The organism is Nocardioides flavus (ex Wang et al. 2016) (assembly GCF_014653115.1).
GTDB lineage: Bacteria > Actinomycetota > Actinomycetes > Propionibacteriales > Nocardioidaceae > Nocardioides > Nocardioides flavus.
The window spans coordinates 139,041-162,350 of the sequence record NZ_BNAD01000001.1; the positions used below are offsets into that span (position 1 = coordinate 139,041).

Annotated in this window: 23 protein-coding genes and 4 tRNA genes; 14 read left to right on the forward strand and 13 right to left on the reverse strand. The window is 72.2% G+C overall.

Annotated elements, in window-relative coordinates; genetic code table 11:
* The first annotated feature begins 40 nt into the window (after positions 1-40).
* Positions 41-1,081: a hypothetical protein gene (locus IE200_RS00655; RefSeq protein ID WP_191277440.1), complete on the forward strand. Its 1,041-nt coding sequence runs from the start codon at positions 41-43 to the stop codon at positions 1,079-1,081.
* A gap of 22 nt (positions 1,082-1,103) precedes the next feature.
* Here the strand turns inward: IE200_RS00655 and IE200_RS00660 are convergent, their stop codons facing one another.
* The 3 genes from IE200_RS00660 to IE200_RS00670 form a co-directional block, all read right to left on the reverse strand.
* A complete protein-coding gene (locus tag IE200_RS00660) occupies positions 1,104-1,265 on the reverse strand; it encodes a hypothetical protein (RefSeq protein ID WP_165356104.1) in 162 nt (53 codons plus the stop codon).
* Positions 1,266-1,448: 183 nt separating this feature from the next.
* Positions 1,449-1,652: a cold-shock protein gene (locus IE200_RS00665; protein WP_045548871.1), complete on the reverse strand. Its 204-nt coding sequence runs from the start codon at positions 1,650-1,652 to the stop codon at positions 1,449-1,451.
* A 265-nt stretch (positions 1,653-1,917) separates the two neighbouring features.
* Positions 1,918-3,084 carry an enolase C-terminal domain-like protein gene (locus IE200_RS00670; RefSeq protein ID WP_191277441.1) on the reverse strand — a complete coding sequence of 389 codons (1,167 nt, stop codon included), beginning with the start codon at positions 3,082-3,084 and terminating at the stop codon, positions 1,918-1,920.
* A gap of 87 nt (positions 3,085-3,171) precedes the next feature.
* Here IE200_RS00670 and IE200_RS00675 point away from each other — a divergent pair, with 87 nt between their 5' ends.
* From IE200_RS00675 to IE200_RS00695, 5 genes are all read left to right on the forward strand, one after another.
* Positions 3,172-3,861, forward strand: a complete 690-nt coding sequence (locus IE200_RS00675; protein ID WP_191277442.1) for a GntR family transcriptional regulator — start codon at positions 3,172-3,174, stop codon at positions 3,859-3,861.
* A 130-nt stretch (positions 3,862-3,991) separates the two neighbouring features.
* The gene (locus tag IE200_RS00680) at positions 3,992-5,671 is read left to right on the forward strand and encodes a PQQ-binding-like beta-propeller repeat protein (protein ID WP_191277443.1); all 1,680 of its coding nucleotides are present in this window, start codon (positions 3,992-3,994) and stop codon (positions 5,669-5,671) included.
* Positions 5,672-5,856: 185 nt separating this feature from the next.
* On the forward strand, positions 5,857-6,240 hold the full coding sequence (locus IE200_RS00685; RefSeq protein ID WP_191277444.1) for a hypothetical protein: 384 nt from the start codon (positions 5,857-5,859) through the stop codon (positions 6,238-6,240).
* A gap of 29 nt (positions 6,241-6,269) precedes the next feature.
* A tRNA-Lys gene (locus IE200_RS00690) sits at positions 6,270-6,342 on the forward strand.
* A 4-nt stretch (positions 6,343-6,346) separates the two neighbouring features.
* Entirely contained in the window at positions 6,347-6,889 is a 543-nt protein-coding gene (locus tag IE200_RS00695) for a gamma carbonic anhydrase family protein (protein WP_191277445.1), read from the forward strand.
* Positions 6,890-6,905: 16 nt separating this feature from the next.
* On the opposite strand, the gene IE200_RS00700 is transcribed toward IE200_RS00695, so the two are convergent.
* On the reverse strand, positions 6,906-7,928 hold the full coding sequence (locus tag IE200_RS00700; RefSeq protein ID WP_191277446.1) for an NADPH:quinone reductase: 1,023 nt from the start codon (positions 7,926-7,928) through the stop codon (positions 6,906-6,908).
* A 111-nt stretch (positions 7,929-8,039) separates the two neighbouring features.
* Between IE200_RS00700 and IE200_RS00705 the strand changes: the two genes are divergently transcribed.
* Positions 8,040-9,173, forward strand: coding sequence for a phosphatase PAP2 family protein (locus IE200_RS00705; RefSeq protein WP_191277447.1), 1,134 nt, complete (start codon positions 8,040-8,042; stop codon positions 9,171-9,173).
* Here the strand turns inward: IE200_RS00705 and IE200_RS00710 are convergent.
* Positions 9,095-10,564 carry an NAD(P)/FAD-dependent oxidoreductase gene (locus tag IE200_RS00710; protein WP_191277448.1) on the reverse strand — a complete coding sequence of 490 codons (1,470 nt, stop codon included), beginning with the start codon at positions 10,562-10,564 and terminating at the stop codon, positions 9,095-9,097. The two genes, IE200_RS00705 and IE200_RS00710, sit on opposite strands and share 79 nt — an antisense overlap.
* 219 nt (positions 10,565-10,783) lie before the next feature.
* Here IE200_RS00710 and IE200_RS00715 point away from each other — a divergent pair, with 219 nt between their 5' ends.
* Positions 10,784-11,728 (forward strand): ATP-binding protein, encoded by a 945-nt coding sequence (locus IE200_RS00715; RefSeq protein WP_191277449.1) that lies wholly within the window; start codon positions 10,784-10,786, stop codon positions 11,726-11,728.
* 31 nt (positions 11,729-11,759) lie between these two features.
* Here IE200_RS00715 and IE200_RS00720 read toward each other — a convergent pair whose 3' ends face one another.
* The 3 genes from IE200_RS00720 to IE200_RS00730 all read right to left on the reverse strand — a co-directional run bounded on the left by IE200_RS00720 (position 11,760) and on the right by IE200_RS00730 (position 12,437).
* Positions 11,760-12,113: a metallopeptidase family protein gene (locus IE200_RS00720; RefSeq protein ID WP_191277450.1), complete on the reverse strand. Its 354-nt coding sequence runs from the start codon at positions 12,111-12,113 to the stop codon at positions 11,760-11,762.
* Positions 12,114-12,209: 96 nt separating this feature from the next.
* Positions 12,210-12,283, reverse strand: a tRNA-Asp gene (locus IE200_RS00725).
* Positions 12,284-12,364: 81 nt separating this feature from the next.
* Positions 12,365-12,437 (reverse strand) — tRNA-Glu (locus tag IE200_RS00730).
* A 163-nt stretch (positions 12,438-12,600) separates the two neighbouring features.
* On the opposite strand from IE200_RS00730, the gene IE200_RS00735 reads away from it, so the two are divergent.
* From IE200_RS00735 to IE200_RS00760, 6 genes are all read left to right on the forward strand, one after another.
* On the forward strand, positions 12,601-12,993 hold the full coding sequence (locus IE200_RS00735) for a response regulator (RefSeq protein ID WP_191277451.1): 393 nt from the start codon (positions 12,601-12,603) through the stop codon (positions 12,991-12,993).
* A gap of 233 nt (positions 12,994-13,226) precedes the next feature.
* Complete coding sequence (locus tag IE200_RS00740) at positions 13,227-14,345, forward strand: cytochrome P450 (protein WP_229856075.1); 1,119 nt, start codon at positions 13,227-13,229, stop codon at positions 14,343-14,345.
* A complete protein-coding gene (locus IE200_RS00745; RefSeq protein WP_191277453.1) occupies positions 14,342-15,670 on the forward strand; it encodes a sensor histidine kinase in 1,329 nt (442 codons plus the stop codon). The genes IE200_RS00740 and IE200_RS00745 overlap by 4 nt, the downstream gene beginning before the upstream one ends.
* 46 nt (positions 15,671-15,716) lie before the next feature.
* Positions 15,717-15,790: transfer RNA gene (locus IE200_RS00750), tRNA-Phe, on the forward strand.
* Between the two features lie 91 nt (positions 15,791-15,881).
* Complete coding sequence (locus IE200_RS00755) at positions 15,882-17,207, forward strand: hypothetical protein (RefSeq protein ID WP_229855929.1); 1,326 nt, start codon at positions 15,882-15,884, stop codon at positions 17,205-17,207.
* A 102-nt stretch (positions 17,208-17,309) separates the two neighbouring features.
* Complete coding sequence (locus IE200_RS00760) at positions 17,310-18,401, forward strand: Glu/Leu/Phe/Val family dehydrogenase (RefSeq protein ID WP_191277455.1); 1,092 nt, start codon at positions 17,310-17,312, stop codon at positions 18,399-18,401.
* A 225-nt stretch (positions 18,402-18,626) separates the two neighbouring features.
* On the opposite strand, the gene IE200_RS00765 is transcribed toward IE200_RS00760, so the two are convergent.
* The 5 genes from IE200_RS00765 to IE200_RS00785 all read right to left on the reverse strand — a co-directional run bounded on the left by IE200_RS00765 (position 18,627) and on the right by IE200_RS00785 (position 23,250).
* Entirely contained in the window at positions 18,627-18,815 is a 189-nt protein-coding gene (locus IE200_RS00765) for a DUF3073 domain-containing protein (protein ID WP_191277456.1), read from the reverse strand.
* A gap of 156 nt (positions 18,816-18,971) precedes the next feature.
* Positions 18,972-20,051 carry a phosphoribosylformylglycinamidine cyclo-ligase gene (gene purM / locus IE200_RS00770; RefSeq protein ID WP_191277457.1) on the reverse strand — a complete coding sequence of 360 codons (1,080 nt, stop codon included), beginning with the start codon at positions 20,049-20,051 and terminating at the stop codon, positions 18,972-18,974.
* A gap of 31 nt (positions 20,052-20,082) precedes the next feature.
* Positions 20,083-21,621, reverse strand: coding sequence for an amidophosphoribosyltransferase (gene purF, locus IE200_RS00775; protein WP_191277458.1), 1,539 nt, complete (start codon positions 21,619-21,621; stop codon positions 20,083-20,085).
* 118 nt (positions 21,622-21,739) lie between these two features.
* On the reverse strand, positions 21,740-22,780 hold the full coding sequence (locus IE200_RS00780) for an NAD-dependent epimerase/dehydratase family protein (protein ID WP_191277459.1): 1,041 nt from the start codon (positions 22,778-22,780) through the stop codon (positions 21,740-21,742).
* Positions 22,777-23,250, reverse strand: a complete 474-nt coding sequence (locus IE200_RS00785; protein WP_191277460.1) for an SRPBCC family protein — start codon at positions 23,248-23,250, stop codon at positions 22,777-22,779. Before IE200_RS00785 ends, IE200_RS00780 begins: the two co-directional genes overlap by 4 nt.
* Positions 23,251-23,310: the final 60 nt, after the last annotated feature.

Below are 23,310 nucleotides of genomic sequence, written 5' to 3' on the forward strand. Positions count from 1 at the left end.
ACCGGCGAGGAGCCCCGTGCCAGATCGTGTCGTCCCCCGCGTGGACACCCGTGCTCTGCCGGCGCTCGCGGCCGTCCTGCTGCTGCTCGCCGGTGGTGCCGTCGGCGTCCGGTTGCTCCAGTCCGGGACGCCGCTCGAGGAGGCCGTGTCCCTGGTCCCCGCCGACACCACGCGCCTGTCGTGGACCGACTGGTCGGGTGTACGCCGCGAGCTCGGGGCCGACATGGGGCCTGCGTCGTCGGCCGAGGAGGTGGAGGCCTTCATGGACGCCGCCTTCGAGGCCGACCTCTCGCCGATGTCAGCGCTCGGCACCTCCGCCGCAGAGATGCACGAGAAGATGGGCTTCTCCCCCGCGACCGTGTCGTGGGAGCTGTTCGCCCAGTCGGGCGCGGGAGCGGTCGAGGTGCTCGGGGTGGGCGACGAGGTCGACCTCGACGTGGTGGCGGACCGGCTGGCCGACCTCGGCTGGTCCGAGCCCGAGGACGCCGACGGCGTGTGGGTCGGCGGCCCGGACGTGCTGGCAGGCGTCGGCTCGATGCTGACCCCCGAGCTCCAGCACGTCGCGCTGCTCGCCGACGAGGGACTCGTCCTGACCTCCGACCAGGCGCCCTACCTCGAGCAGGTCCTGGAGGACCTGGGTCAAGGACCCGAGGAGCTCGCGGACCTCGCCGCCTCCCTGGAGGAGCCGCTCGCGGCGGCCGTGTACGACGGGGCGTACGCCTGCGAGCACCTCGCGATGGCGCAGGCCGACGCCGACGCGCAGGCCGAGGGCGACCAGCTCGTCGACGCAGCCGGCGAGGTGCACCCGCTCACCGGCTACGCCCTGGGCAGGCTCCCGGGCGACGACCTGCGTGCCGTGCTCCAGGTCGAGGACGCCGACGACGCCGTGACGGACGCCGAGACCCGTGCCCGGCTCGCCGCCGGCCCGGCGCCCGGGCAGGGCGGGGACTTCACCGACCGGTTCACCGTCGACCAAGCGGGGGCGGCGGGTCGTGAGGTGGTGCTGGACCTGCGTGCGGCCGAGGGGGCGTACGTGCTCTCCGAGCTGACCAGCGGGCCAGTGCTGTTCGCGACCTGCTGAGCGATCGCGCCGGGCGCGACGATCAGTCCTGGGGCTTGCGCGGGGTGACGCCGAGGAGACGGTCGATCTCCTCCTGGGACAGGTGGTCCTCGGACTCGCTGGCCGCGATGATCAGCGTCGTGGTGAGCTCGACCTCGCCGAGGAGGTCGCCGTCCTCGAGGGTCACGTCGAACTGGTCGTGCACGTCGCCCTCCTCACGTCCTGGATCATCCGATGCTAGGTGCTCAGGCCAAGTCTGACCGACCTCCCCGGTCGGGCGAAATGACCCGAACGAGTCAAGTGTGCCCCGGAAACGAGTCCGGCCCTACCCCACATGGGGTAGGGCCGGAGCCGCGATCAGGTCTGGACCAGGTCCAGCGTCAGCCGATCAGAGCGGACGGACGTTCTCCGCCTGCGGGCCCTTGGGGCCCTGCGTGACGTCGAACTCGACCTTCTGGTTCTCGTCCAGCGACTTGTAGCCGTTGGTCTGGATGGCCGAGTAGTGCACGAAGACGTCGTCGCCGCCGTCCTCCTGCGCGATGAAGCCGAAACCCTTCTCGGCGTTGAACCACTTAACGGTGCCCTGAGCCATGATGCTCGTTACTCCTCTGTTGGGGCGTGAGCCGCCACCTCGGCGACCCGCTCCAGATGCGGTGACACGCCGCTTGAGACTCACGAGCTGGCAGGGCCCGAAGAACAAACGCCGTTGGATCACAAACTCCGCGGGCGTCTACCTGCTGGAACTTGCACCTGTTGCACGACAAACCCTACCAACAAATCGCGCGTCGTCACCGGTCGAGATCCACACGTCGGTGAACTCTGGACGAACGCCCGCGTCCGGCCTCGTGGGCACCCCCTCAGGCGTGGAGCGCGCGCAGCACCCGGTGGAAGGCGGCCTTGCCCTCGAGACCGATGCCGGGGCGGTCGTCGAGCCGTACGCGGCCACCCTCGACGACGGCGTCGTCGGCGAACCCGCCGGCGGGCTGGAACTCGCCGGGGTAGGACTCGTTGCCGCCGAGCCGGAGGGCCGCGGCGATGTGCAGGGAGAACTGGTGGCCGCCGTGCGGGATGCAGCGGCGCGAGGACCAGCCGTGCTGGGCCAGCATGTCCTGGATGCGGCAGTACTCCACCAGGCCGTAGCTCAGCGCGGGGTCGACCTGGATCCAGTCGCGGTCGGGTCGCAGGCCGCCGTGGCGCACGAGGTTGCGGGCGTCCTGCAGGGAGAAGAGGTTCTCCCCCGTGGCGATCGGGCCGCGGTAGTGCTCGGCGAGCGTGGCGTTGAGGCGGTAGTCCAGCGGGTCGCCGACCTCCTCGTACCAGAACAGGCCGTAGGGCTCGATCGCGCGCCCGTAGGCCAATGCGGTGTCGAGGTCGAAGCGTCCGTTGACGTCCACCGCGAGCCGCGAGCCGTCGCCACCGAGGACCTCGAGCACCGCCTCGATGCGGCGCAGGTCCTCGTCGAGCGCGGCGCCGCCGATCTTCATCTTCACCACCTCGTAGCCCGCGTCGAGGAAGCCGCGCATCTCGTCCTGGAGGTCGGCGAGGGTCTTGCCGGGGGCGTAGTAGCCGCCGGCGGCGTAGACGAAGACGGACTCGTCAGAGCCGCCGTCGCCGTAGTGGTCGGCGATCCAGCGGTGCAGCGGGACGCCGGCGAGCTTCGCGGCGAGGTCGTGCAGTGCCATGTCGACGACGCCGACCGCGACGGACCGCTCGCCGTGACCGCCGGGCTTCTCGTTGCGCATCATCACGTCCCACGCGGCAGCCGGCGACAGCCCGCCGTCGGCGTCGAGGAGGCTGTCCGGGTCGGCCTCCAGCAGCCGCGGCAGGACCCGGCGACGCAGGATCTCGCCGGCCGAGTAGCGGCCGTTGGAGCTGAACCCGTAGCCGACCACCGGCTCCCCGTCGACGACCACATCGCTGACCAGCGCCAGCACCGAGCAGTCCATGGTCGAGAAGTCGATGAAGGCGTTGCTCATCGACGAGCTGATCGCGATGGCGTCCTCGTGGGCGGAGACGATCCTCATCCTGCACTCCCGGTTCTTATAAGATGCGAGATCTGGACCGTACAGCCGGCTGCAGCCCCGCGCCAAACCGACTTATAAGATCCGGCCATGGCCGAGCCCGTGTTCACCAGCAAGGCGGACGTGGCGTACGCCTTGATCCGTCAGCGGATCCTCGACGGGACCCTGGCCGCAGGGTCCCCGCTCGCGCAGTACGAGCTCGCCGCCGACCTGGGCATCAGCATCACGCCGCTGCGCGAGGCCGTACGCCGGCTCAGCGGGGAGGGCTGGGTCCTGCTCGACACCCACCGCAACGCCCGCGTCGCCGGGCTCGACCTCGCCGGTGCGCGCCAGCTGCTGGAGGCCCGGCGCGCGCTCGAGCCCGCCGCCGTGGCGCTCGCAGCCGAGCGGCGTACGGACGACGACGTCGCGCAGATGCAGGCCGCGCTCGGACGGCTGCGGCCCGTCACCCGCCGGTGGGGCGAGGCGGCCCTCGCCGCGCACCGCGAGGTCCACCGCACGCTCTACGGCGCCTCGCACAACGAGGTGATGGTGCGGATGCTCGACGACCTGTGGGACAAGTCCGACCGCTACCGCCGGGTCGGGCTGCAGCTCCCGCCGGGCGGCGAGGAGCGCACCCGCGACTTCGAGGAGCACCACGAGCTGGTCCGGCTCGTCGTCGACCGCGAGGCCGACGCGGCGGCCGCGCTGATGGCCTCGCACGTCGACCACAGCCTGGCGGCGGCCGTGCTCGCCGCCGAGGAGGCCGAGGGAGAGTCGGAGGCGGTCGCCGTCCCGTGAGGCAGGTCCACACGGGGTCGTCCGCGTCGTGCGTGACCCCGACCGGAGCGGGCCATCACTGGCCTATCCCAAACAGGTCAAAGACCTGCAGGCTCGGTGAGTCGGCCGCCGAACGGCGTAACGTCGGTCCATGCCGCCACCGCGCGCGTCAGGCGCGCCCGCCGACCAGGCGTCGAGGCGCCGCCACCCGCGCCGCCTCGCAGCAGCCGTGCTCGTGGTCATCGCCGCGTTGCTCCCCGCCCTGCCTGCCGCGGCCGACTACGCCTCCCAGCCGGCGCGGGCGACCTGGGTCCCCAACGCTGCGGTGTACGCCGTCGCCGTCCGGGGCGACCACGTCTACCTCGGGGGCGCGTTCACCTCCCTGCGCGATGCGCGTACCGGCGAGACGGTCGGGCGTACGAGACTGGCGCGGATCAGCCTGGCGACCGGCGAGCTCGACCGCTCGTGGTCGGCCACCGCCAACGGCACCGTGCGCGCCATGGCGGTGTCGACCGATGGAGCTCGCCTGTTCGTCGGCGGTGAGTTCTCGTCGGTGAACTCGCAGGCGCGCGGCCGGATCGCCGCCCTCACCACCTCGACGGGCGGCCTCGTGACGGCGTGGGCCGCGTCCGCCAACAACACGGTCCGAGCGATGGTGGTGCACAACGGGTCGCTCTACGTGGCGGGCTTCTTCACCGCGATCAACGGCGTGACGCGCCCACGGGCCGCAGCGGTCTCGGAGGCGTCCGGGGCGGTGACGTCGTTCAACCCGCGGGCCGACAGCCCGGTGTGGGCGCTCACACCCTCGCCGGACGGCGCCTCGATGCTCCTCGGCGGCCGCTTCACCCGCATCGGCGACGCGCCACGCACCTATCTGGCCTCAGTCGATGCTGCCAGTGGCGCCGTGACGGGGTGGGCACCACCGCCGGCCTGCACCAGCACGACCCAGCCGTGCTTCGTGCTCGACCTGGCGGTGCGAGGAGGGCGTGTGTTCGCCGCCATCGCCGGTCCCGGCGGTCGGGTCACCGCCTTCGACGCAGCGAGCGGCGCCATCCGCTGGCACGCGCGGGGGGACGGCGACGTCCAGGCGGTGGCCGTCGACGACCGCCTGGTATACGCCGGGGGGCACTACGGCCCCACGTTCGGCGGTGCGACGCGCTACAACCTGGCCGCCGTCGACCAGGTCACCGGGGTGCTGGATCCCCAGTTCGCCCCGTCGGTGTCGACGCTCTACCCCGGCGTGTGGGACCTCGTGACCACCCCGTCGCACCTCGTGGCGGGCGGCGGCTTCACGAACATCGGAGGCACGGGCCAGTCACGCATCGCGCTCCTCCCGGTGATCGCCGTGGAGACGGCCGTCACCCGGGGCGCCACGTGGCGCTGGACGACGGAGCCGCAGACGGCCGGGTGGCAGGCTCCGAACCTCGACGACTCGGGGTGGCAGAGCGGTCCTGCCCAGATCGGGTACGGCGACGGAGACGAGGCGACCGTGGTGCCGCGGGCCTTCACCGTGTACGCGCGGCGCTCGTTCGACGTGACCTCCGCCAGCTCGGTCACCCGTGCCACGCTCCACCTGCTGCGTGACGACGGCGCAGTGGTCTACCTCAACGGCACCGAGGTCCTCCGGTCCAACATGCCGACCGGCGCGATCGGTCCATCCACACCGGGGAGCTACACGGTTGCCGGCACGGCGGAGTCGACGTACTACACCTTCGCGCTCCCGGCGTCGCTTCTGGACGAGGGGACGAACGTCCTCGCCGTCGAGGTGCACCAGGAGTCCACCGGGAGCAGCGACGTGTCGTTCGACGCCCAGCTCGACCTGACCCGCTGACGGCACCGGCGGTCAGCCGCATCCGTGCAGGTGCTGTCTTCTCGCGTAGGGGTGCGCCGACCGCCGTGTCGCCGGCGAGCACGCAGGTGATGCCGGACCCCCGCCCCGAGTCCGCTCCTTCGACCTCGCGCAGCGGTACCGTGCTCACGCCCACCTACGCCAAGGCGATCGCAACGGAGAGTGGCGTGACTGATCAGCGACACCCGGACAGGCCGGCCGTCGACGGCACCCCCACGACAGGGTCCGGCGCGACGGCGTCGCCGCTCGACCAGACCGTCAAGCGGCTCGAGAGCTGGCAGCTGCTGCGCAGCGCAGTTCCGCTCATCGCCGCCGGACTCGGCGTCGCTGGTCTCTACGCCTACTTCGCCACCGCGAGCGACCTCCCCGAGTTCTGGATCGGAGTCCCACTCGGCCTCGTCGGCAGTTCACTCGCCGCCGTCGGCTACCGCGGCCGACTGCGCGAGATCCGCAGCCCGGTCCCATCCACCGGCCGTCACTACCCCTGGCTGTTCCTCGGCTGGGTCTGCGTCATCGCCGGGCTGCTCGTGCCGCCCTACGCGCTTGCCTGATGACCGCCCGTCTAGACTCCTGACCGCCCGGGCCTCTAGCTCAATTGGCAGAGCGTCGGACTTTTAATCCGCTGGTTCAGGGTTCGAGTCCCTGGAGGCCTACCGCATGCCGACCCCCGACACTGGAGGCCCCGTGGCGACCATCGTCCCCTTCGGCGAGCACGTCCCCGACCTCGCGCCGACGAGCTGGCTGGCGCCCACGGCGACCGTCATCGGAGACGCGGTCGTCGAGGACGGCGTGAGCATCTGGTTCGGGGCTGTCGTGCGCGCCGACGGCGCCCGGATCACCGTCGGGGCGGGCAGCAACGTCCAGGACAACTGCGTCTTCCACGCCGACCCCGGCTTCCCGCTCACCCTCGTCGGAGACGTCGCGGTGGGGCACGGCGCGGTCCTGCACGGCTGCACGATCGAGCCGGGAGTGCTGGTGGGCATGGGCGCCGTCGTGATGAACGGCGCGCACATCGGCTCCGGGTCGATCATCGCCGCGGGAGCGGTCGTGCTGGAGGGCACGCGGGTCCCGGAGCGGTCCCTCGTCGCGGGCGTGCCGGCCAAGGTGCGCCGCGAGACCACCGACGAGGAGGTCGCGGGCATCGCCCGCAACGTCGCGGGCTACCGCGAGCGGGCGCAGGCGTACGCCTCGCAGGGCTGAGGCCCGCGCCTGCTCATCAGAGCTCCGCGACGTCCAGGAGCACCTTGCCGACGGCGCCGGCCTCTACCGCCGCGTGGGCGTCCGCCGCCCGCTCGAGCGGGTAGTGGTGGAGCGGGAGCCCGTGCTCCTCGCCGACGCCGTACGCCCCGTCCGCGACCGCCGCCGTGACGTCCTCGGCCGCTGCGCGCAGCGCCTCCTCCCCCACGGTGTAGAGCAGGATCCACTGGAAGCGCGCGTTGGTCGCGAACGTCTCGCGCACCCCGAGGGTGACCTCGTCGCCGCCGTTGTTGGCGTAGATCGCGATCGTGCCCCGCGGCCGGACCAGCGCGACGTCGTGGCGCAGGTTCTGCGCGGGTGCCACCTCGACGACGATGTCCACCCCGTCGGGCGCGAGCCCGCGTACGGCCTCGAGGAGGCCGTCCGACCGCCGGTCCACGACGTGGTGGGCGCCGGCGGCGGTCGCGAGGGCGGCCTTCTCCTCGCTGCTCACGGTGGCGATGACCGTCGCGCCCGCCCACCGGGCGAGCTGGACGGCCGCGTTGCCGACCGCGCCCGCGCCGCCGGCGACGAGCACGGTCCGGCCGGCGAGCGCGCCGGGCGCCAGCCGGTCCGGTCCGTCCTCGGAGGTGGTCAGCGCGCGGTGCGCGGTCACCGCCGGGACGCCGAGCGACGCGCCCAGGTCGAACGACGCGCCGTCGGGCAACCGGGTCAGGTGGGCGACGGGCAGGACGACCTGCTCCTGCGCCGTGCCACCGGGGCGGGTGTGCTGGGCCAGCATCGTCCAGACGCGGTCGTCGACCGCGAGCTCGGTGACCCCTGGCCCGACGGCGTCGACCACGCCTGACCCGTCCTGACCGGGCACGATCTCGGGGAAGGCGAGCCTGCCCATGCCGCCGGCACGGAACTTCCAGTCGGTCGGGTTGACGCCGGCGCGCACGATCCGCACCCGCACCTCGCCGGGCCCCGGCTCGGCGGGCTCCCGGTCGACCAGGTGGAGCACGGAGGCGTCGCCGCTCTCGGTGTAGACCACAGCTCGCATGTCGTCATCCTCTCGTGGCCTCCTGGCCACCTCGGGGACGTCGATTGTCCATGTTTGGCCACAGCGGCGAAAATGTCCCCCTCGCCCCTGCCCCTGCACGACCGGAGTCCGATGCCCACGCCCACCCCCCTTGTCACCGACGCGCCGGCAGGGCGACTGACCGGCCCGGGTGACACGCCGACCCGCCACCCGTACGCCTTCCTGGTGGGCAACGCCGTCCTCATCGGCATGGTCACCTTCGTGGCCAGCGCGGTGCTCGACCGGCCCGTGGCCGACCCCGAGGGCAGCTTCCTCGGTCCGTCGTGGGTGCGGCTGCCGGTGCTCTGCGCCGCCGCCATCGTCATCGACCTGCTGCCGCGCGCGCTGTGGCTCGGCCGCCTGCACCCGCGCCGTACGGCCGACGCGGTGCGCGAGCGCCTGCGCAGCCACTGGACCCGCGCCCGGCTCCAGCTGGTCGTCATCGGCATCTCGGGCTTCTACGTCGTCTACGTCTCCTACCGCAACCTCAAGTCCCTCCTGCCCCTGCTGCGCGAGGAGAAGTACGACGCCGAGCTGCGGATGCTCGACCGGCTGCTCCTGCTCGGCAACGACCCGGCGACCCTCCTGCAAGACCTGCTCGGCACCGAGCTCACCGCGCACGTGCTGTCGGCGGTCTACCTCACCTACATCCCGCTCGTCGCGATCCTCGTGACCGTGTGGCTCGTGTGGTCCAACAACATCGGCTACGGGTGGTGGTTCGTCACCGCGCAGGGCATCGCCTGGACGCTCGGCACCGTCTCCTACTACCTGCTGCCCACGCTCGGCCCGGGGATCATGTACCCGTGGCTGACCAGCGACCTGACGCCCACCGGCACGTCCGCCCTGATGGACTCGCTGGTCTACTCACGCCAGGGCTTCCTGTGGGGTGAGGGCGACTACCAGGGCGTCGCCGGCTTCGCGAGCCTGCACACCGCCATCGCGCTGCTCTGGGCCCTGATGGCGCAGCACACCGTCCGCAGCCCGCTGGTGCGGCGCATCTTCTGGGTCAACTTCGCGCTCACCGTCATCGCCACCCTCTACTTCGGGTGGCACCACATCTCCGACGACGTGGCCGGCGCCGCGATCGCGTGGGTGGCGTTCTGGCTGGGCGGCCGGGTGACGGGGCACCGGCTGGTGTCCCGCCGGCGTCACCGCTCGGCCGGCACGCCCCGTACGCCGGAGTCGGTGAGCTCGGCCTCGCGCTCGGCGGCGGCCTCGAGCTCCTGACGGCGGGTCTCCTCCATCATCGAGCGCGCCGCGTCGTAGATGCCGGGGTCCGACACCAGGTCGGCGGCACCGCGGCGCAGCCGGGCGAGCGCGGCGCGGGCGAAGATCTGCTGCTCGGTCGTGGTGCGCTCGGACCGGTCGTTGCTGACGAACGTGATGGCCCAGCGCATCAGCGCGGAGACCTGGTTCTTGAAGCCGGTGAGGTAGACGAGGTGGACGGCGAGCCACATCAGCCACGCCACGATGCCGGTGAGCCGGAGCTTCCCGACCATCGCGACCGCGCGGAACCGGCTGATGATCGCCATCGAGCCCTTGTCGAAGTACTTGAAGGGCGGCTGCGGCGCCTTGCCCCGGAGCCGGTTGTCGATCTCCTTGGCGGCGTACTTGGCGCCCTGGATGGCGACCTGCGCGACACCGGGGAGGTTGTCGAGGGCGATCATGTCGCCGACGACGAAGACCTCCGGGTGGCCGGGGAGCGTGAGGTCGGGGTTGACCGCGATGCGGCCGGCGCGGTCGAGCGGGGCGCCCGTCTGCTCCGAGAGGGTCTTGCCCAGCGGGTTGGCCTGGACGCCGGCGGCCCAGATCTTGGCGACCGAGTTGATCCGCTCGACGCGTCCGTCCTTGAACTTCACCTCGAGGCCGCGCTCGTCGACCTCCGTGACCATGCCGCCGAGCATCACCTCGACGCCGAGCTTCTCGAGCTCGACCTTGGCCTTCTCGCCGAGCTTGTGGCCGAAGGGCGGCAGCACCTGCGGAGCGGCGTCGACGAGGACGACGCGTGCGTGGCGGGTGTTGATGGCGCGGAAGTCCTTGCGCAGCGTGTGGTGGGCCAGCTCGGCGATCTGGCCGGCCATCTCGACGCCGGTGGGGCCGGCGCCCACCACGACGAAGGTGAGCAGGTGGTCGACGTCGTCGCCGCGGGTCGCGCCCAGCTCGGCCAGCTCGAAGGCGCCGAAGATGCGGCCGCGCAGCTCGAGGGCGTCGTCGATGCTCTTCATGCCCGGGGCGAACTCGGCGAAGTGGTCGTTGCCGAAGTAGGACTGGCTCGCGCCCGCGGCCACGATGAGGGAGTCGTACGACGTCACGGTGTCGCGGCCGAGCACCTGCGAGGTCACGGTCCTGGCCGTCAGGTCGATCTCGGTGACCTCGCCGAGGAGGACCTGGGCGTTGTCCTGGCCGCTGAGCACCTCACGGGTCGGCGGGGCGATCTCGCCCTCGGACAGGATGCCGGTCGCGACCTGGTAGAGCAGCGGCTGGAAGAGGTGGTGGGTGGTCTTCGCGACGACGGTCACGTCGACGTCGGCGCGACGCAGCGCCTTGGTGCCGAACAGGCCGCCGAACCCGGACCCGATCACGACGACCTTGTGACGGGCTGCCTGCGTCGACGTCATGGATGCTCCTGGGGGTCGGGGGTGTCATCGGTGCGTCGTGCTCCGCTCCCGGCCATTGTCCTCGGCGGTCGGGCGGGGCGCGAAACGCCGAGGGCGTCTGCTTGCTCACACCACTACCCACACTTCCGAGAAACTATGGTGATTGTCGAGGTTTGAACCATCTCCACCCGGGCAATCATCGCCCCACTGGACTGTCCACCCCCCTCGAAAAGAGTCCCAGTGCCGCTGAGCTCCGAGTTGACGCTGGCGTCGTCGCCGCGCGCCGCGGCCGACGCGCGCCGCTGGGTCAGCGACATCTGCCGCCGGCTCGAGCGCACGGACCTCGTCGAGTGCGCCGAGCTCGGCGTCTCCGAGCTCGTGGCCAACGCGATCCTCCACGCCACGGCTCCCTACAAGGTCCGGGTCCGCGGGACCGCCTCCCACCCGCGCATCGAGGTCGTCGACGGCTCGACCCGCCCGCCCGAGCCGCCGAGCCGGCTGGAGACCGACGAGCTCGACCTGCTGCTGACCTTCGGTCGCGGCCTGTCGATCGTCGCCCAGTGCGCCCTGGCGCTGGGCGCCACGATCGAGTCCGACGGCAAGATCGTGTGGTTCGAGCCGGCGCCCGAGATGAGCGACGCCGACTCGGCCGAGTGGGTCATCGACCGCCTCGACCAACCCACGGCCGCACCTCCGCGGTCCTCCGGCGTGGAGACGACGGTCGAGGTCCACCTCGCCGGGATCGACGTCCCCCTCTACACCTCGCTCGCCCGTCAGTACAGCGAGCTGCGCCGTGAGCTGCGGCTGCTGTCACTCTCGCACCAGTCCGACTACCCCCTCGCCGGCGACCTCACCTCGATGTTCGCCACGTTCGAGAGCCAGTTCCCCGAGTCCTTCCACGAGCAGGTCGGCGACGCCGCGACGCGCGGGCTGCCGCGCGTCGACGTGACGTTCCCGATGGCGCGCGAGGCCGGCCCGATCTTCGTGACCATGACCGAGATGTTCGACGTCGCCGACGCGTTCTGCCGCGCCGAGCGGCTGCTGTCGCTCGCCCGTACGCCTCGCCAGCGCGCGCTGCACAACTGGATGCTCGGCGAGCTGGTCCACCAGCTCGACGGCGCCCGGTCCCAGCCCTGGAAGGGCAGTCCGCGCTCCACGACGTCGTCGACGAGCCAGGTGGGCTAGTCCGGTCGACCCGAGTCCGTCGCCTCCGGAGCTAGCCCCAGCCCAGCTCGTGCAGGCGCCGGTCGTCGAGACCGAAGTGGTGCGCCACCTCGTGCACGACGGTGATCCGCACCTCGTCCTCGAGCTCCTCGACGGTGTCAGCCATGTCGAGCAGCGGACCGCGGAACAGCAGGATCCGGTCCGGCAGCATGCCCGCGTGGTTGGCCGGGCGCTCGGTGAGCGCGAGCCCGTCGTACAGGCCGAGCAGGTCGGGGTCGTCGGCCGGCGCCTCGGGCTCGACCAGCACGACGACGTTGTCCACGAGCCTGGCCAGCTCGTCGGGCAGGCCGTCGAGGGCGCGCCCCACCATCGCGTCGAACTCGGCGGGGTCCAGGTCGATGGGCATGCGGCCAGCCTAGGAGCGAGGCCGAAGGCGGCCCACAGGTGCGAAATGACGAACAGGGCGAGCCCGGAGGCTCACCCTGTTGTCATCATGCTGCTGCGACCCCGACGGGACTCGAACCCGCGGCCTCCGCCGTGACAGGGCGGCGCGCTAACCAACTGCGCTACGGGGCCAGGTTGAACTGGTGAAGCGGGTGGAACTCTAACCCATGGTCTCCGGTGTCTCCCAATCGGCGTCGACACCGGGCCGGATCGCACCCCCAACCGGATTCGAACCGGCGCTACCGCCGTGAAAGGGCGGGGTCCTGGGCCGCTAGACGATGGGGGCCAGCTCGTCGCGGGCGGACCCGCGCCGAGCAGCGCCAAGCATAGGGCCAGCACGCGCCTGCCTCCCAACCCCGCGCTCCTGCGGACCACGGACCACCGTTGCGCGAGCGACAAATCCGCAAGACGCCAGCGAGTTGCCACCCTCTTTGACTACTGTTGCCCCTGTGAGCAGCGAAGGGCGTCACCTGCGCTTCCTCGTCGTCGACGACAACGAGGACATCCGCGATGTCTTCTGCCGTCTCATCGAGCGGGCCGGCCACGACGCCGCCACCGCCGTGGACGGGCAGGAGGCGGTCGAGACGCTGCAGGGCGAGACCTTCGACGTGATGCTCCTCGACCTGACGATGCCGCGCATGACGGGCGTCGACGTGGTCCGCTGGTTGCGTGCGCGCCCCGACGTCGCGCCGGACCTGCGGATCGTGGTCATCAGCGCATGGGCCGGCGAGCACCGGGCGGTCCTCCAAGAACTCGGCATCACGACGGTCATGCAGAAGCCGCTGCGCATCCAGCAGCTGACCGACCTGATCGCCGAGACACTTCGCGACATGGAGTCCTGAGCCCGGTTCCCTGAATGCTCCACCCGGGTGCAGATCTCCGCGAGGTGCCACCTGTACGCCTACCTGGCGTCCAGACAACTCACCCCTGGAGAAGCCCAATGATGAATCGCATCCGCACCGCCATCGAGCGCAAGCGCACCGTCAGCCAGATGCCGTACGCCTGGCGTCCGGCGCCGCCGCGCCGCTGACGCGACCGGCAGACCTCGAGACGTGACCACGTCGTCGTGAGTCCCATGGACGGCGTCGAGTCGGCCGGCGGCCAGCTCGGCGCCGTCCTCGCGGCGCCCCGCGACGGCGGCGCGGTCGCGCTCGCGCCGGGCGGTCCGTGGCTGGCCACCAGCCTCGAGCAGGCGCGCCAGGTCCTGACCGACCCGGCCGCCTTCGACTTCCCCGGCAACGTCAACCGCACCGGTGACCTGTCGGGCAGCCGGGGCGACACCCGCTCGGGCCACACCGTGTTCGCCCCCGTCTCGCCCGAGGACGTCGCTCGTGGCGTGGAGGTGTTCGACACCGAGTGGGCCGCGGCCCTGCGCGACCATGTCCCCGGCGGAGGCGACGAGCCGTACGACGCCATGGTGCTGCTGCGGCGGCCCGTGGCGCGCTCGACCACGGCCGCCGTCCTCGCCGGCCTCGACGACGCGCGCCGCGACGTCGTGGCCGATCGCGTGCTCGCGTGGATCGACGCCCTCGGGCCGGTGATCGCGGCCCCCCGGAGGCCACGCCGCTGGAGCGGCATCCGCCGAGCCGAGGAGCGCACGCGCGGCGCGCTCGAGGACACCCTCGACGAGGCACGCGCCGGCCTGCCGGGCGAGCGACGCACGACCCAGGAGGTGGCCACCATCCTCGCCGCCGGGATCCAGGTGCCGATCGCGGCCGGCGCCTTCCTCCTGGCCTGGCTGGCGCAGCACCCGAGCGCGGGGACGGACCCAGCCCACGTCGTGTGGGAGACCCTGCGTCTCACGCCGCCCACCTGGCTCACGGCGCGGGTCACCACCCGGGAGGTCGACCTCGGCGGCACGCGGATCCCGGAGGGCCGGGTGGTCTTCGTCAGCCCCCTGCTCCTCGGTCGGCTCGACACGCTCGTGCCCGGTGGTTCAGGCACGCTCGCCCACTTCGACCCGGACCGCTGGCGCGACCAGGCACGTCGTCCGGGCGCCTGGCTGCCGTTCGGCGCAGGGCCGCACGCCTGTCCGGGGCGTAATCTCGGCCTGGCGGTGCTGGGCAGCCTCGCCCGTTGGGGCGGGGCCCACGAATTGACGTTGAGCGAGGACGTTCGAGTCGACCAGAGTCGGGGCATATCTCCGGCACCGTGCCGGTTCACCGCCACCGCCCGATCGGAGACATCGCCGTGATCGACCACCACGCGCTGCAGGACACGTCGGGCACCGGTCCCACGTCGCCCGAGGCGGCGGGGCTGGCCGTGGCGGTGCTCGCCGGCGAGACCGGCATCGACGAGGCGGTCGACCTCGTCGCCCGGCACCTGCTGACCTACGACCGGGTCGAGGTGGTCACCTCGGTGCTCACGCGGTTCCGCCCCGAGGACACGCGGGGCTGGATCGGACTGGGCGGTCGGGCCTGGATCCGGGAGTGGGCCGCGCCGGGGGCGGGGGTGAGCGTCGCGCCGCCGCCCGGCGCCGGCCCGGAGGCAGCGCTCACGATGCCGTGGCTGTCCAAGATCGCGCGCACGGGCCAGCTCGTCGCCATCGTGGATCGGGACCACCTGCCCGACGAGGCCGAGCAGGACCGGCGCGAGCTGGCTGGGAACGAGATCGGGAGTCTCGTCGCCTCGGCGTACACCTCGGGCGGCGACATGTACGGCAGCCTGTCCGCCGTCAGCAGCCGCACCGGGGCCTGGCCGGACACGCTCGTGCAGGACTTCAAGCTCCTCAACGCCGCTATCGTCTCGCGCCTGACCCTCGAGCAGTCCCGCCGCTCCCTCGCGGAGGCGATCGAGGCAGGCACCGAGGCGCAGGAGGCCTACCAGCACTTCTTCGGCTCGGTCGGCCACGAGCTGCGCACACCGCTGTCGGCGATCCTGGGCTACACCGAGGTGCTGCTCGACGAGGCGAGCCAGTGCCAGGAGACCCCGGTCGCCAAGGCGGTCCTGCGCGACGCCCCGGTGATGATGCGGGCCTGCGAGCGGGTGCTCGACGTGGTCGACAGCCTCCTCGGGGCCGGGCGGACGCTCTCCAGCGACGACGAGCGCCAGGACGTCCTCGTCGCCGACGCCGTCGCCGACGTCGTGCACTGGCACCGCACGCCCGCCCAGACCGCCGCGGTGGAGATGTTCATCGACGTGGACCCCGTGGCGACCGTGCGCGCGCACCCCTCGGGCGTACGCCAGGTGCTGACCGCCCTGCTCGGCAACGCCATCGCCCACCACCATCCGGACGGTGGCACCGTCGACCTGACGACGCGACGCCTGCTCGGCGAGAGCGGCCAGGAGATGGTGCGGATCATCGTGCGCGACAACGGCCCCGGACTGACCCAGGAGCAGCTGGAGCACGCCTTCGAGCCCTTCGTCCGATACGCCGGGCCCTCGGTCCCGGGCAGTGGCCTCGGCCTGTCGATGGCGCGCACGATCGCCGAGCGCGACGGCGGCGCGGTCCGGGGCGAGTCCACGCCGGGGGTGGGATCGTCGTTCTGGGTCGAGCTGCCGGTGCGCGACCTGTCCTGAGCCGATTCCACCCCTGCCCCGGCCTCATGTATCCTCGACCCCGCTTGGGCAGGTAGCTCAGTTGGTACGAGCGATCGCCTGAAAAGTGATAGGTCGGCGGTTCGACCCCGCCCCTGCCCACAAGCACAGAAGGGCCCCGATCACGTCCCGATCGGGGCCCTTCTGCATGCCTCGGTGACCGCGTCCGCGCCGGTGGGGCACCATGTCCGACGTGCTCCCCCGCCTCGAGGTCGTACGCCGGCTGCGACCCATCGACCTCGTGGCACCGGGCGACCGGAGGGCCGATGCTGCTGCGGGCGGCATCGTGCCGCTGCCCGCACTCGCGCCGTACGTCGCCGCGACGGCCGAGGTGCGCGAGCGATCCTGGCTCGCGCTGCACCTGGCGGGGCACCGCATCGGTGCGGAGGTGCGGGACGGGTCCGTCTCCATGACCCTCACGCGTGGACACGGCACCCGCGAGCTGCGGAGCCGTCGCTTCCACCGGGCCGCCGACCCGACCGAGCTGGGCATCTCGCTCACCGGGACCCATGTGACCGCCTGGACCCGCGAGGCCGGCCGGTGGGTCGCCCGGGCCCGGCACGACCTGCGCGAGGTGGTCGACACCCGCGACGAGGAGGCTCTGGCCGGGCTCAGGGTCGAGCTGCCCGCCTGGGGCGGGGTCGCCGGCCCCTTCGGCCAGCTGGGGCTGCGCGACGTCCGGTTCGTCACCCGCGAGGACGGCACGCCGCTGCGCACCGACGGTCTGGTGTGGCTCACCGCCACCTCGGCCGGGCCGGGATTCTTCGACACCGCCCACACGAGCGTGTGGCGCCTCGACCCCGCCAGCCTGGACGTCGCGCACTCGGCCGACCTGTTCTTCAGACGACCCGACCGGGCGGGCGTCTTCGGCGACCATGCCACCCACCTCGTCCACACCGGCGACGGATGGCTCGTGGCGACCAGCACCTGGGGCGACTTCGAGCAGCCGACGACGCGCGCCGGTCGTCGTACGCCGGCGGGGTTGCGGGTCACCCTCGCCGAGACCGACACCGACGTGCTGCGCGGCACCCACGTCCTCGACACGCGCGAGCTGCCGCTGCCCACCGACGGTCTCGACTCGATCGCCACCTGGGACCCCCACCTCGTGCGGCGCGACGGGGAGTGGCTGGTCGGCTTCGTCAGCGCCCGGCGGTTCTTCGACTTCCACCCGGCGCTGGCCGGCGGGACGATGCTGGCAGACCTGCGCCTGCTGGGGGCGGCGACCGACCGTACGGCCACCGAGGGCACGACGCTGGTCGACGTCGACGGGCGCCTCGTCGTGCTGGCCAGCGACGGTCGCGACTCCCGGCGCGGGCAGCGGGCGCGCTTCCCGGCGTACGACCGGACGATGACCGACATCGGCACGCTCGACGCGCCCTACCCCACCAACCTCCCGTGGCCCACGCTCGCGCGCCTCGACGACGGGTGGCTCATGGTCACCTTCGACGGCCGGCCGGCGGGCGGCAAGCTGCTCGGATACGGCACCCACGGCGACCTGGTGGTGATGCGGTCGGTGTGAGCGCGCGGGTCTACGCTGGGAGTGACGGCGGTCACCACCCCTCGACCGCACCGACCAGGTCCGCACACCCCGCGGCCGCGCCCACCAGAAAAGGACCACAGCATGTCTGGAGCAACCAGCTCAGGAGTCGACGTCTTCGAGCTCGGCAGCGAGCACGAGCAGGTCGTGTTCTGCAACGACCGCGCGACCGGCCTCAGGGCCATCATCGCGATCCACTCCACGGCACTCGGCCCGGCCCTCGGTGGCACGCGGTTCTACCCCTACGCCAGCACCGACGACGCGATCGTCGACGTGCTCAACCTCTCGCGCGGCATGTCCTACAAGAACGCCCTCGCCGGCCTCGACCTGGGCGGCGGCAAGGCCGTCATCATCGGCGACCCCGCCACGCTCAAGACCGAGGCGCTGCTGCGGGCCTACGGCCGCTTCGTGCAGTCGCTCGACGGCCGCTACTTCACCGCCTGCGACGTGGGCACGTTCTCGGAGGACATGGACCACGTCGCCCGCGAGTGCGACTTCGTCACCGGCCGCACCGTCGCCCACGGCGGCGCCGGCGACAGCTCGGTGCTGACCGCGTTCGGCACCTTCCAGGGCATGCGCGCCGCCGCCGAGCAGGTCTGGGGCGAGCCGACGCTGGCCGGCCGCACCGTCGGCGTCGCCGGCGTGGGCAAGGTGGGTCGCCACCTCGTACGCCACCTCATCGAGGACGGTGCCACGGTGGTCGTCACCGACGTGCACGCCCCTTCGGTCGAGGCGATCCGCGCCGAGTACCCGCAGGTGCAGGCCGTCGGCTCCACCGACGAGCTGGTCGCGACCGAGCTCGACGTCTACGCCCCGTGCGCCCTGGGCGGCGCGCTCACCGACGAGGTCGTCGAGACGCTGTCGGCCCGCATCGTCTGCGGCGCGGCCAACAACCAGCTCGCCCACCCGGGCATCGAGAAGAAGCTCGACGAGCGCGGCATCCTCTACGCGCCGGACTACTGCGTGAACTCCGGCGGCGTCATCCAGGTCGCCGACGAGCTCGAGGGCTTCTCCTTCGAGCGCGCCGAGCAGCGCGCCACCGGCATCTTCGACACCACCCGCAAGGTCTTCGAGCTCGCCAAGACCGACGGCGTCACCACCGCCGAGGCCGCTGACCGCCTGGCCGAGCGCCGGATGCGCGAGGTCGGCCGCCTGCGCGGCATCCACCTCGGCTGACGCCACTACACGTGACCGGGCACTTCGTGCCCGTCCCCAACGCCGACCGGGCACTTCCTGCCCGTCCGTGCGGTCGGACGGTCGAGAAGTGCCCGGTCACGTCGTCAGACAGGCATGAGTAGCCCGGTCACGTCGTGTGACGGGCAGGAACTGCCCGGTCACCTGAGGGCGCGCTGATACGCCGCACCGCCCGGTCACCCGGGCGGCATGATCAGGTGCGTCCAGTCAGTCTGCGCGACGACGGGGGTCGGCATAGTCCGACCACTCGTCCTCGACAGGATCGACCTCACTCGTGGAGTGAGAGTCCTCTCCGTGCAGCTCCTTCGCCAGCGCGCCGAAGTCCGTCTCGTGAGTACGGTACTTCAGGTCGCGGGCAACCTTCGTCTGCTTCGCCTTCGCTCGGCCGCGCCCCATAGGGTCGACCCCCTCGCACACTTGGCCGGGGCTGTCGGAGAGCTGCCCGACGCACCCGGTCTGATCGGTTACATATCGTGGGGGCAACGCTACCTGAGGGGTGGGTGTTCCCGCACACCAAGACCCGGCTTTTCCGTGGTCGTTGTGCGGCAGACCTCACCAGCCGGGGTGCTGGCCCTCCAGCAGGACCCGCCCGCCGTCGACGTCGTCGGTCCGCACCTCGCCCGCGACCCACGCCCGTACGCCGTGACCGGCCAGGAGGGAGATGGCGGCGTCGACGGACTCGGGCGCGGTCAGCGAGACCATGCCGACCCCGCAGTTGAGGGTGGCCTCGAGGTCGGCCTGGGCGACGTCACCGACCCGGCGCACGACGTCGAACACCGGCTGCGGGGTCCAGGTCGAGCGGTCGATGCGCACCGACAGCTCCTCGGGGATGACGCGCTCGAGGTTGGCGGCGAGCCCACCGCCGGTGATGTGCGACATCGCGTGGGTCTCGGTGCGGTCAGCGAGGTCGAGGCAGGCCTTGGCATAGATCCGGGTCGGCTCGAGGAGCTCCTCGCCGAGCGTGCGGCCGAGCTCGTCCACCTGGCGCTCGACGCTCCAGCCGGCCTGCTGGAGCAGGACGTGGCGCACGAGGGAGTAGCCGTTGGAGTGCAGGCCGCTGGCCTCCATCGCGATGACGACGTCCCCGGGCCGTACGCGGCCGGGACCCAGCAGCCTGCTGGCCTCGACGACGCCGGTCGTGGCGCCGGCGACGTCGTAGTCGTCGGGGTCGAGCAGGCCGGGGTGCTCGGCGGTCTCGCCGCCGATGAGCGCGCAGCCGGCGACCACGCACGCCTCGGCGATGCCCTTGACGATCGCGGCGATGCGCTCGGGGACCACGCGGCCGCACGCGATGTAGTCGGTCATGAAGAGCGGCTCGGCGCCGCACACGACGAGGTCGTCGACGACCATGCCGACGAGGTCGAAGCCGATCGTGTCGTGGACGTCCATCAGCTGGGCGATCGCGACCTTGGTGCCGACGCCGTCGGTCGAGGTGGCCAGCAGCGGCCGCTCGTAGCGGGTGAGCGCCGAGGCGTCGAAGAGCCCGGCGAAGCCGCCGAGCCCGCCGATCATCTCGGGGCGGCGGGCCTTCTCGACCCACCCCTTCATCAGGTCGATCGCCCGGTCGGCCGCCTCGATCGAGACCCCGGCGGCGGCGTAGGCGCCTTCGGTGCGGGCACTGTGGTCGGTCACGGGGCTCCTCGTGGGCTGCGTACGGGGCGGGTCAGGGGTTGTTGAGGACCGGCAGCGCCCGGCCCATCGTCGGCGACTGCAGCGTCGCCTCGAGCAGGTGCTTGCCGAGCAGGCTCTCGTCGGGCAGCTCCACGGGGTACTCGCCGGTGAAGCAGGCCTGGCACAGCCGCTCAGCCGGCTGCCCGGTGGCCTCGACCATGCCCTCGAGGGAGATGTAGCCGAGGCTGTCGGCGCCGACGCTGGAGGCGATCTCATCGACGTCGAGGCCGTTGGCGATCAGCTCGGCGCGGGTGGCGAAGTCGATGCCGTAGAAGCACGGCCACTTCACCGGCGGGCTCGAGATGCGTACGTGCACCTCGAGCGCGCCCGCCTCGCGGAGCATCCGGACCTGGGCACGCTGGGTGTTCCCGCGCACGATCGAGTCGTCGACCACCACGATGCGCTTGCCGCGGATCATGTGCTCGAGCGCGTTGAGCTTGAGGCGGATGCCGAGCTGGCGCAGCGTCTGGCTGGGCTGGATGAAGGTGCGCCCGACGTAGGCGTTCTTGACGAACCCCTGCCCGAACGGGATGCCGGACTCGGCGGCGTAGCCGGAGGCCGCGGGCGTGCCGGACTCCGGCACGGGCATGACGAGGTCGGCGTCGACGGGGAACTCGCGGGCCAGGCGGCGGCCCATCTCGACGCGCGCCTCGTGGACGTTGCGGCCGCTGATGGTGGCGTCGGGGCGGGCGAGGTAGACGTACTCGAAGACGCAGCCCTTGCGGTCGGGCTCGGCGAAGGTGTGGGAGCGAAGGCCGTTCTCGTCGATGACGATCATCTCGCCGGGCTCGACCTCGCGGACCCTGCTGGCGCCGATCGTGGCCAGGGCGGCGTCCTCGCTGGCGACGACCCAGCCGCGGTCGAGGCGGCCGAGCACCAGCGGACGGATGCCCTGCGGGTCGCGCGCGGCGTAGAGGGTGTGCTCGTTCATCCAGACGAAGCAGAAGGCCCCCCGCAGCAGCGGCAGGACCTCCAGGGCACGCTGCTCGAGGGTCGTGTCGGGGTGGTGCGCGAGGAGCGCCGTGACGAGGCTGGTGTCGTTGGTCGCGCCCTCGACGCCCTTGATCTCGAGCTCGCCGGCCGGACCGGGGAGCTCGCCGACCATCTCGCGCAGCTCGTGGGTGTTGATCAGGTTGCCGTTGTGGCCGAGCGCGATCGACCCGTCGCCGGTCGGGCGGAAGGTCGGCTGCGCGTTCTGCCAGGTCGAGGCGCCGGTCGTGGAGTAGCGCGAGTGACCGATCGCGAGGTGGCCCTTGAGCGACTCGAGCGTCGACTCGTCGAAGACCTGCGAGACCAGGCCCATGTCCTTGTAGACCAGGATCTGGCGACCGTTGCTGACCGCGATGCCGGCCGACTCCTGGCCGCGGTGCTGCAGCGCGTAGAGGCCGAAGTAGGTCAGCTTGGCGACGTCCTCGCCGGGGGCCCAGACGCCGAAGACGCCACAGGCGTCCTGCGGGCCCTGGTCCTGGGGGTCGAGTGCCGTGGTCAGGCGGCCGTCGCCGCCCGTCCGCCTGCTCGTCTGGTAGGGCACGACCCGCAGTCTACGGCCGCGCGGCGCGATCGCAGCACCCGCGCCCGCACGCCGATATCTGAGGACGAGATGAACGGCTCAGCACCCGAACGATGACGACCACGTCCTCAGTTGTCCGTCAGGTCCCCGGCAGCAGCGCCCGCACGCGGTGCAGCGCGAGCCGGGCGGCCGTACGCCCCGAGGCCGGGAGCGGCAGCACGTCGAGCAGCGGGTTGCCCCGGGCCCACGCGGGGTCGGACGGCAGCGCGCCCTCGGGGCCGGCGTACATCGGGGTGAGCGCGCGGCGCACGGCCTCCTCCACGCCGAGGAGCGGTCCGCCGGCGCGCGGCGCCCACGTGTGCTCGGGCCGGCAGACCATGTCGTGGTGCAGCGACTCGATCAGCGCGGTGACGGTGTGGAAGGGCGCGGTGGTCGCCAGCGCCGTGCCCAGGCCGACCAGCCCGGCCGGCGCGACCGGCGCCGGGACGCGGACCCGGGAGAGCCCTGCCTGGTCGCCGACCACCCGCATCAGGTCGGGGTAGGCGAGCACGTCGGGGCTGCCGACGTCGACCGCGCCCCGCGGACCGTCGTCGGTGAGGGCGTCGTCGACCGCGCGCAGGACGTCGGAGACCGCCACCGGCTGGACGCTGCTGTCCATCCAGGTGGGCACGGGCTGCACGAGGAACAGCGTCGCGACCTGCCGGATGATCTCGAAGGACGTCGACCCCGCACCGATCACCACCCCGGCGCGCAGCGCGACGGCATCGTCGGCGCAGGCGAGGAGGATCCGCTCCACCTCGAGCCGTGAGGAGATGTGGGCGGACAGGTCTGCCTCGGGCACGTCGGGCACCAGTCCCGAGAGGTAGACGACGCGGCGGACCCCCGCCGCGGCCACGACGTCGGCCACGGTCTGCGCGCCGAGGCGGTCACGGTCGGAGAAGTCGCTGCGGTCGAGCGAGTGCACCAGGTAGACGACGGCGTCGACGCCGGTGACCGCCTCGAGGACGGCGGCGGGGTCGGTGACGTCGCACCGGATCGCGCGGACGCGGTCGTCCCAGCCGAATCGGTCCGGGCGCGGCGCGGACGACGATGCCGCCACCACGTCGTGCCCGTGCTCGAGCAGGTGGGGCACCAGGCGCGAGCCGACGTAGCCGGTGGCGCCGAGGACGAGGACCCTCATGCGGGGGTCTCGCCGAGGTGGCGGAGCAGGTTGCGGGAGAACACCGAGCCCATGTGCTTGACGACGCCGGCCATCACCAGCTCGACCGCGGGCCGGGCCAGGCCGGGCAGCGGCAGCCTGGTGCTGATCTCCAGGTCGATGCTCACCTCGGTGCCGCCGTCGGGGTGGTCGGCCAGCTCGTACGTGCCCTCGACGGCCGTCGTCTCGTGCGTGCGCGCCGGGTCGTGGCTGAACGTGATCCGCTCTTCCGGCTCGAACGCCATGACCTCGGTGAAGTGCGGCGCGACGGAGAGGTGCAGCACCGGGATGGTGCCCATCCGCCACGTCCACCGGTCGCCGTCGACGTCGATCGAGGTGACGTACGGAGTGATCTCGGCGATCAGGTCCGCGTCGGTCAGGGCCGCCCAGACCTCGCTGCGCGGCGAGGTCAGCACCGCCGAGGAGCGGTCGCGGGCACGGAAGGTCGCCATGGGAGCCACGCTACCGACGGCGCCCACACGCGCGGACCACCCGCGGAGCGGTGTGTGAGA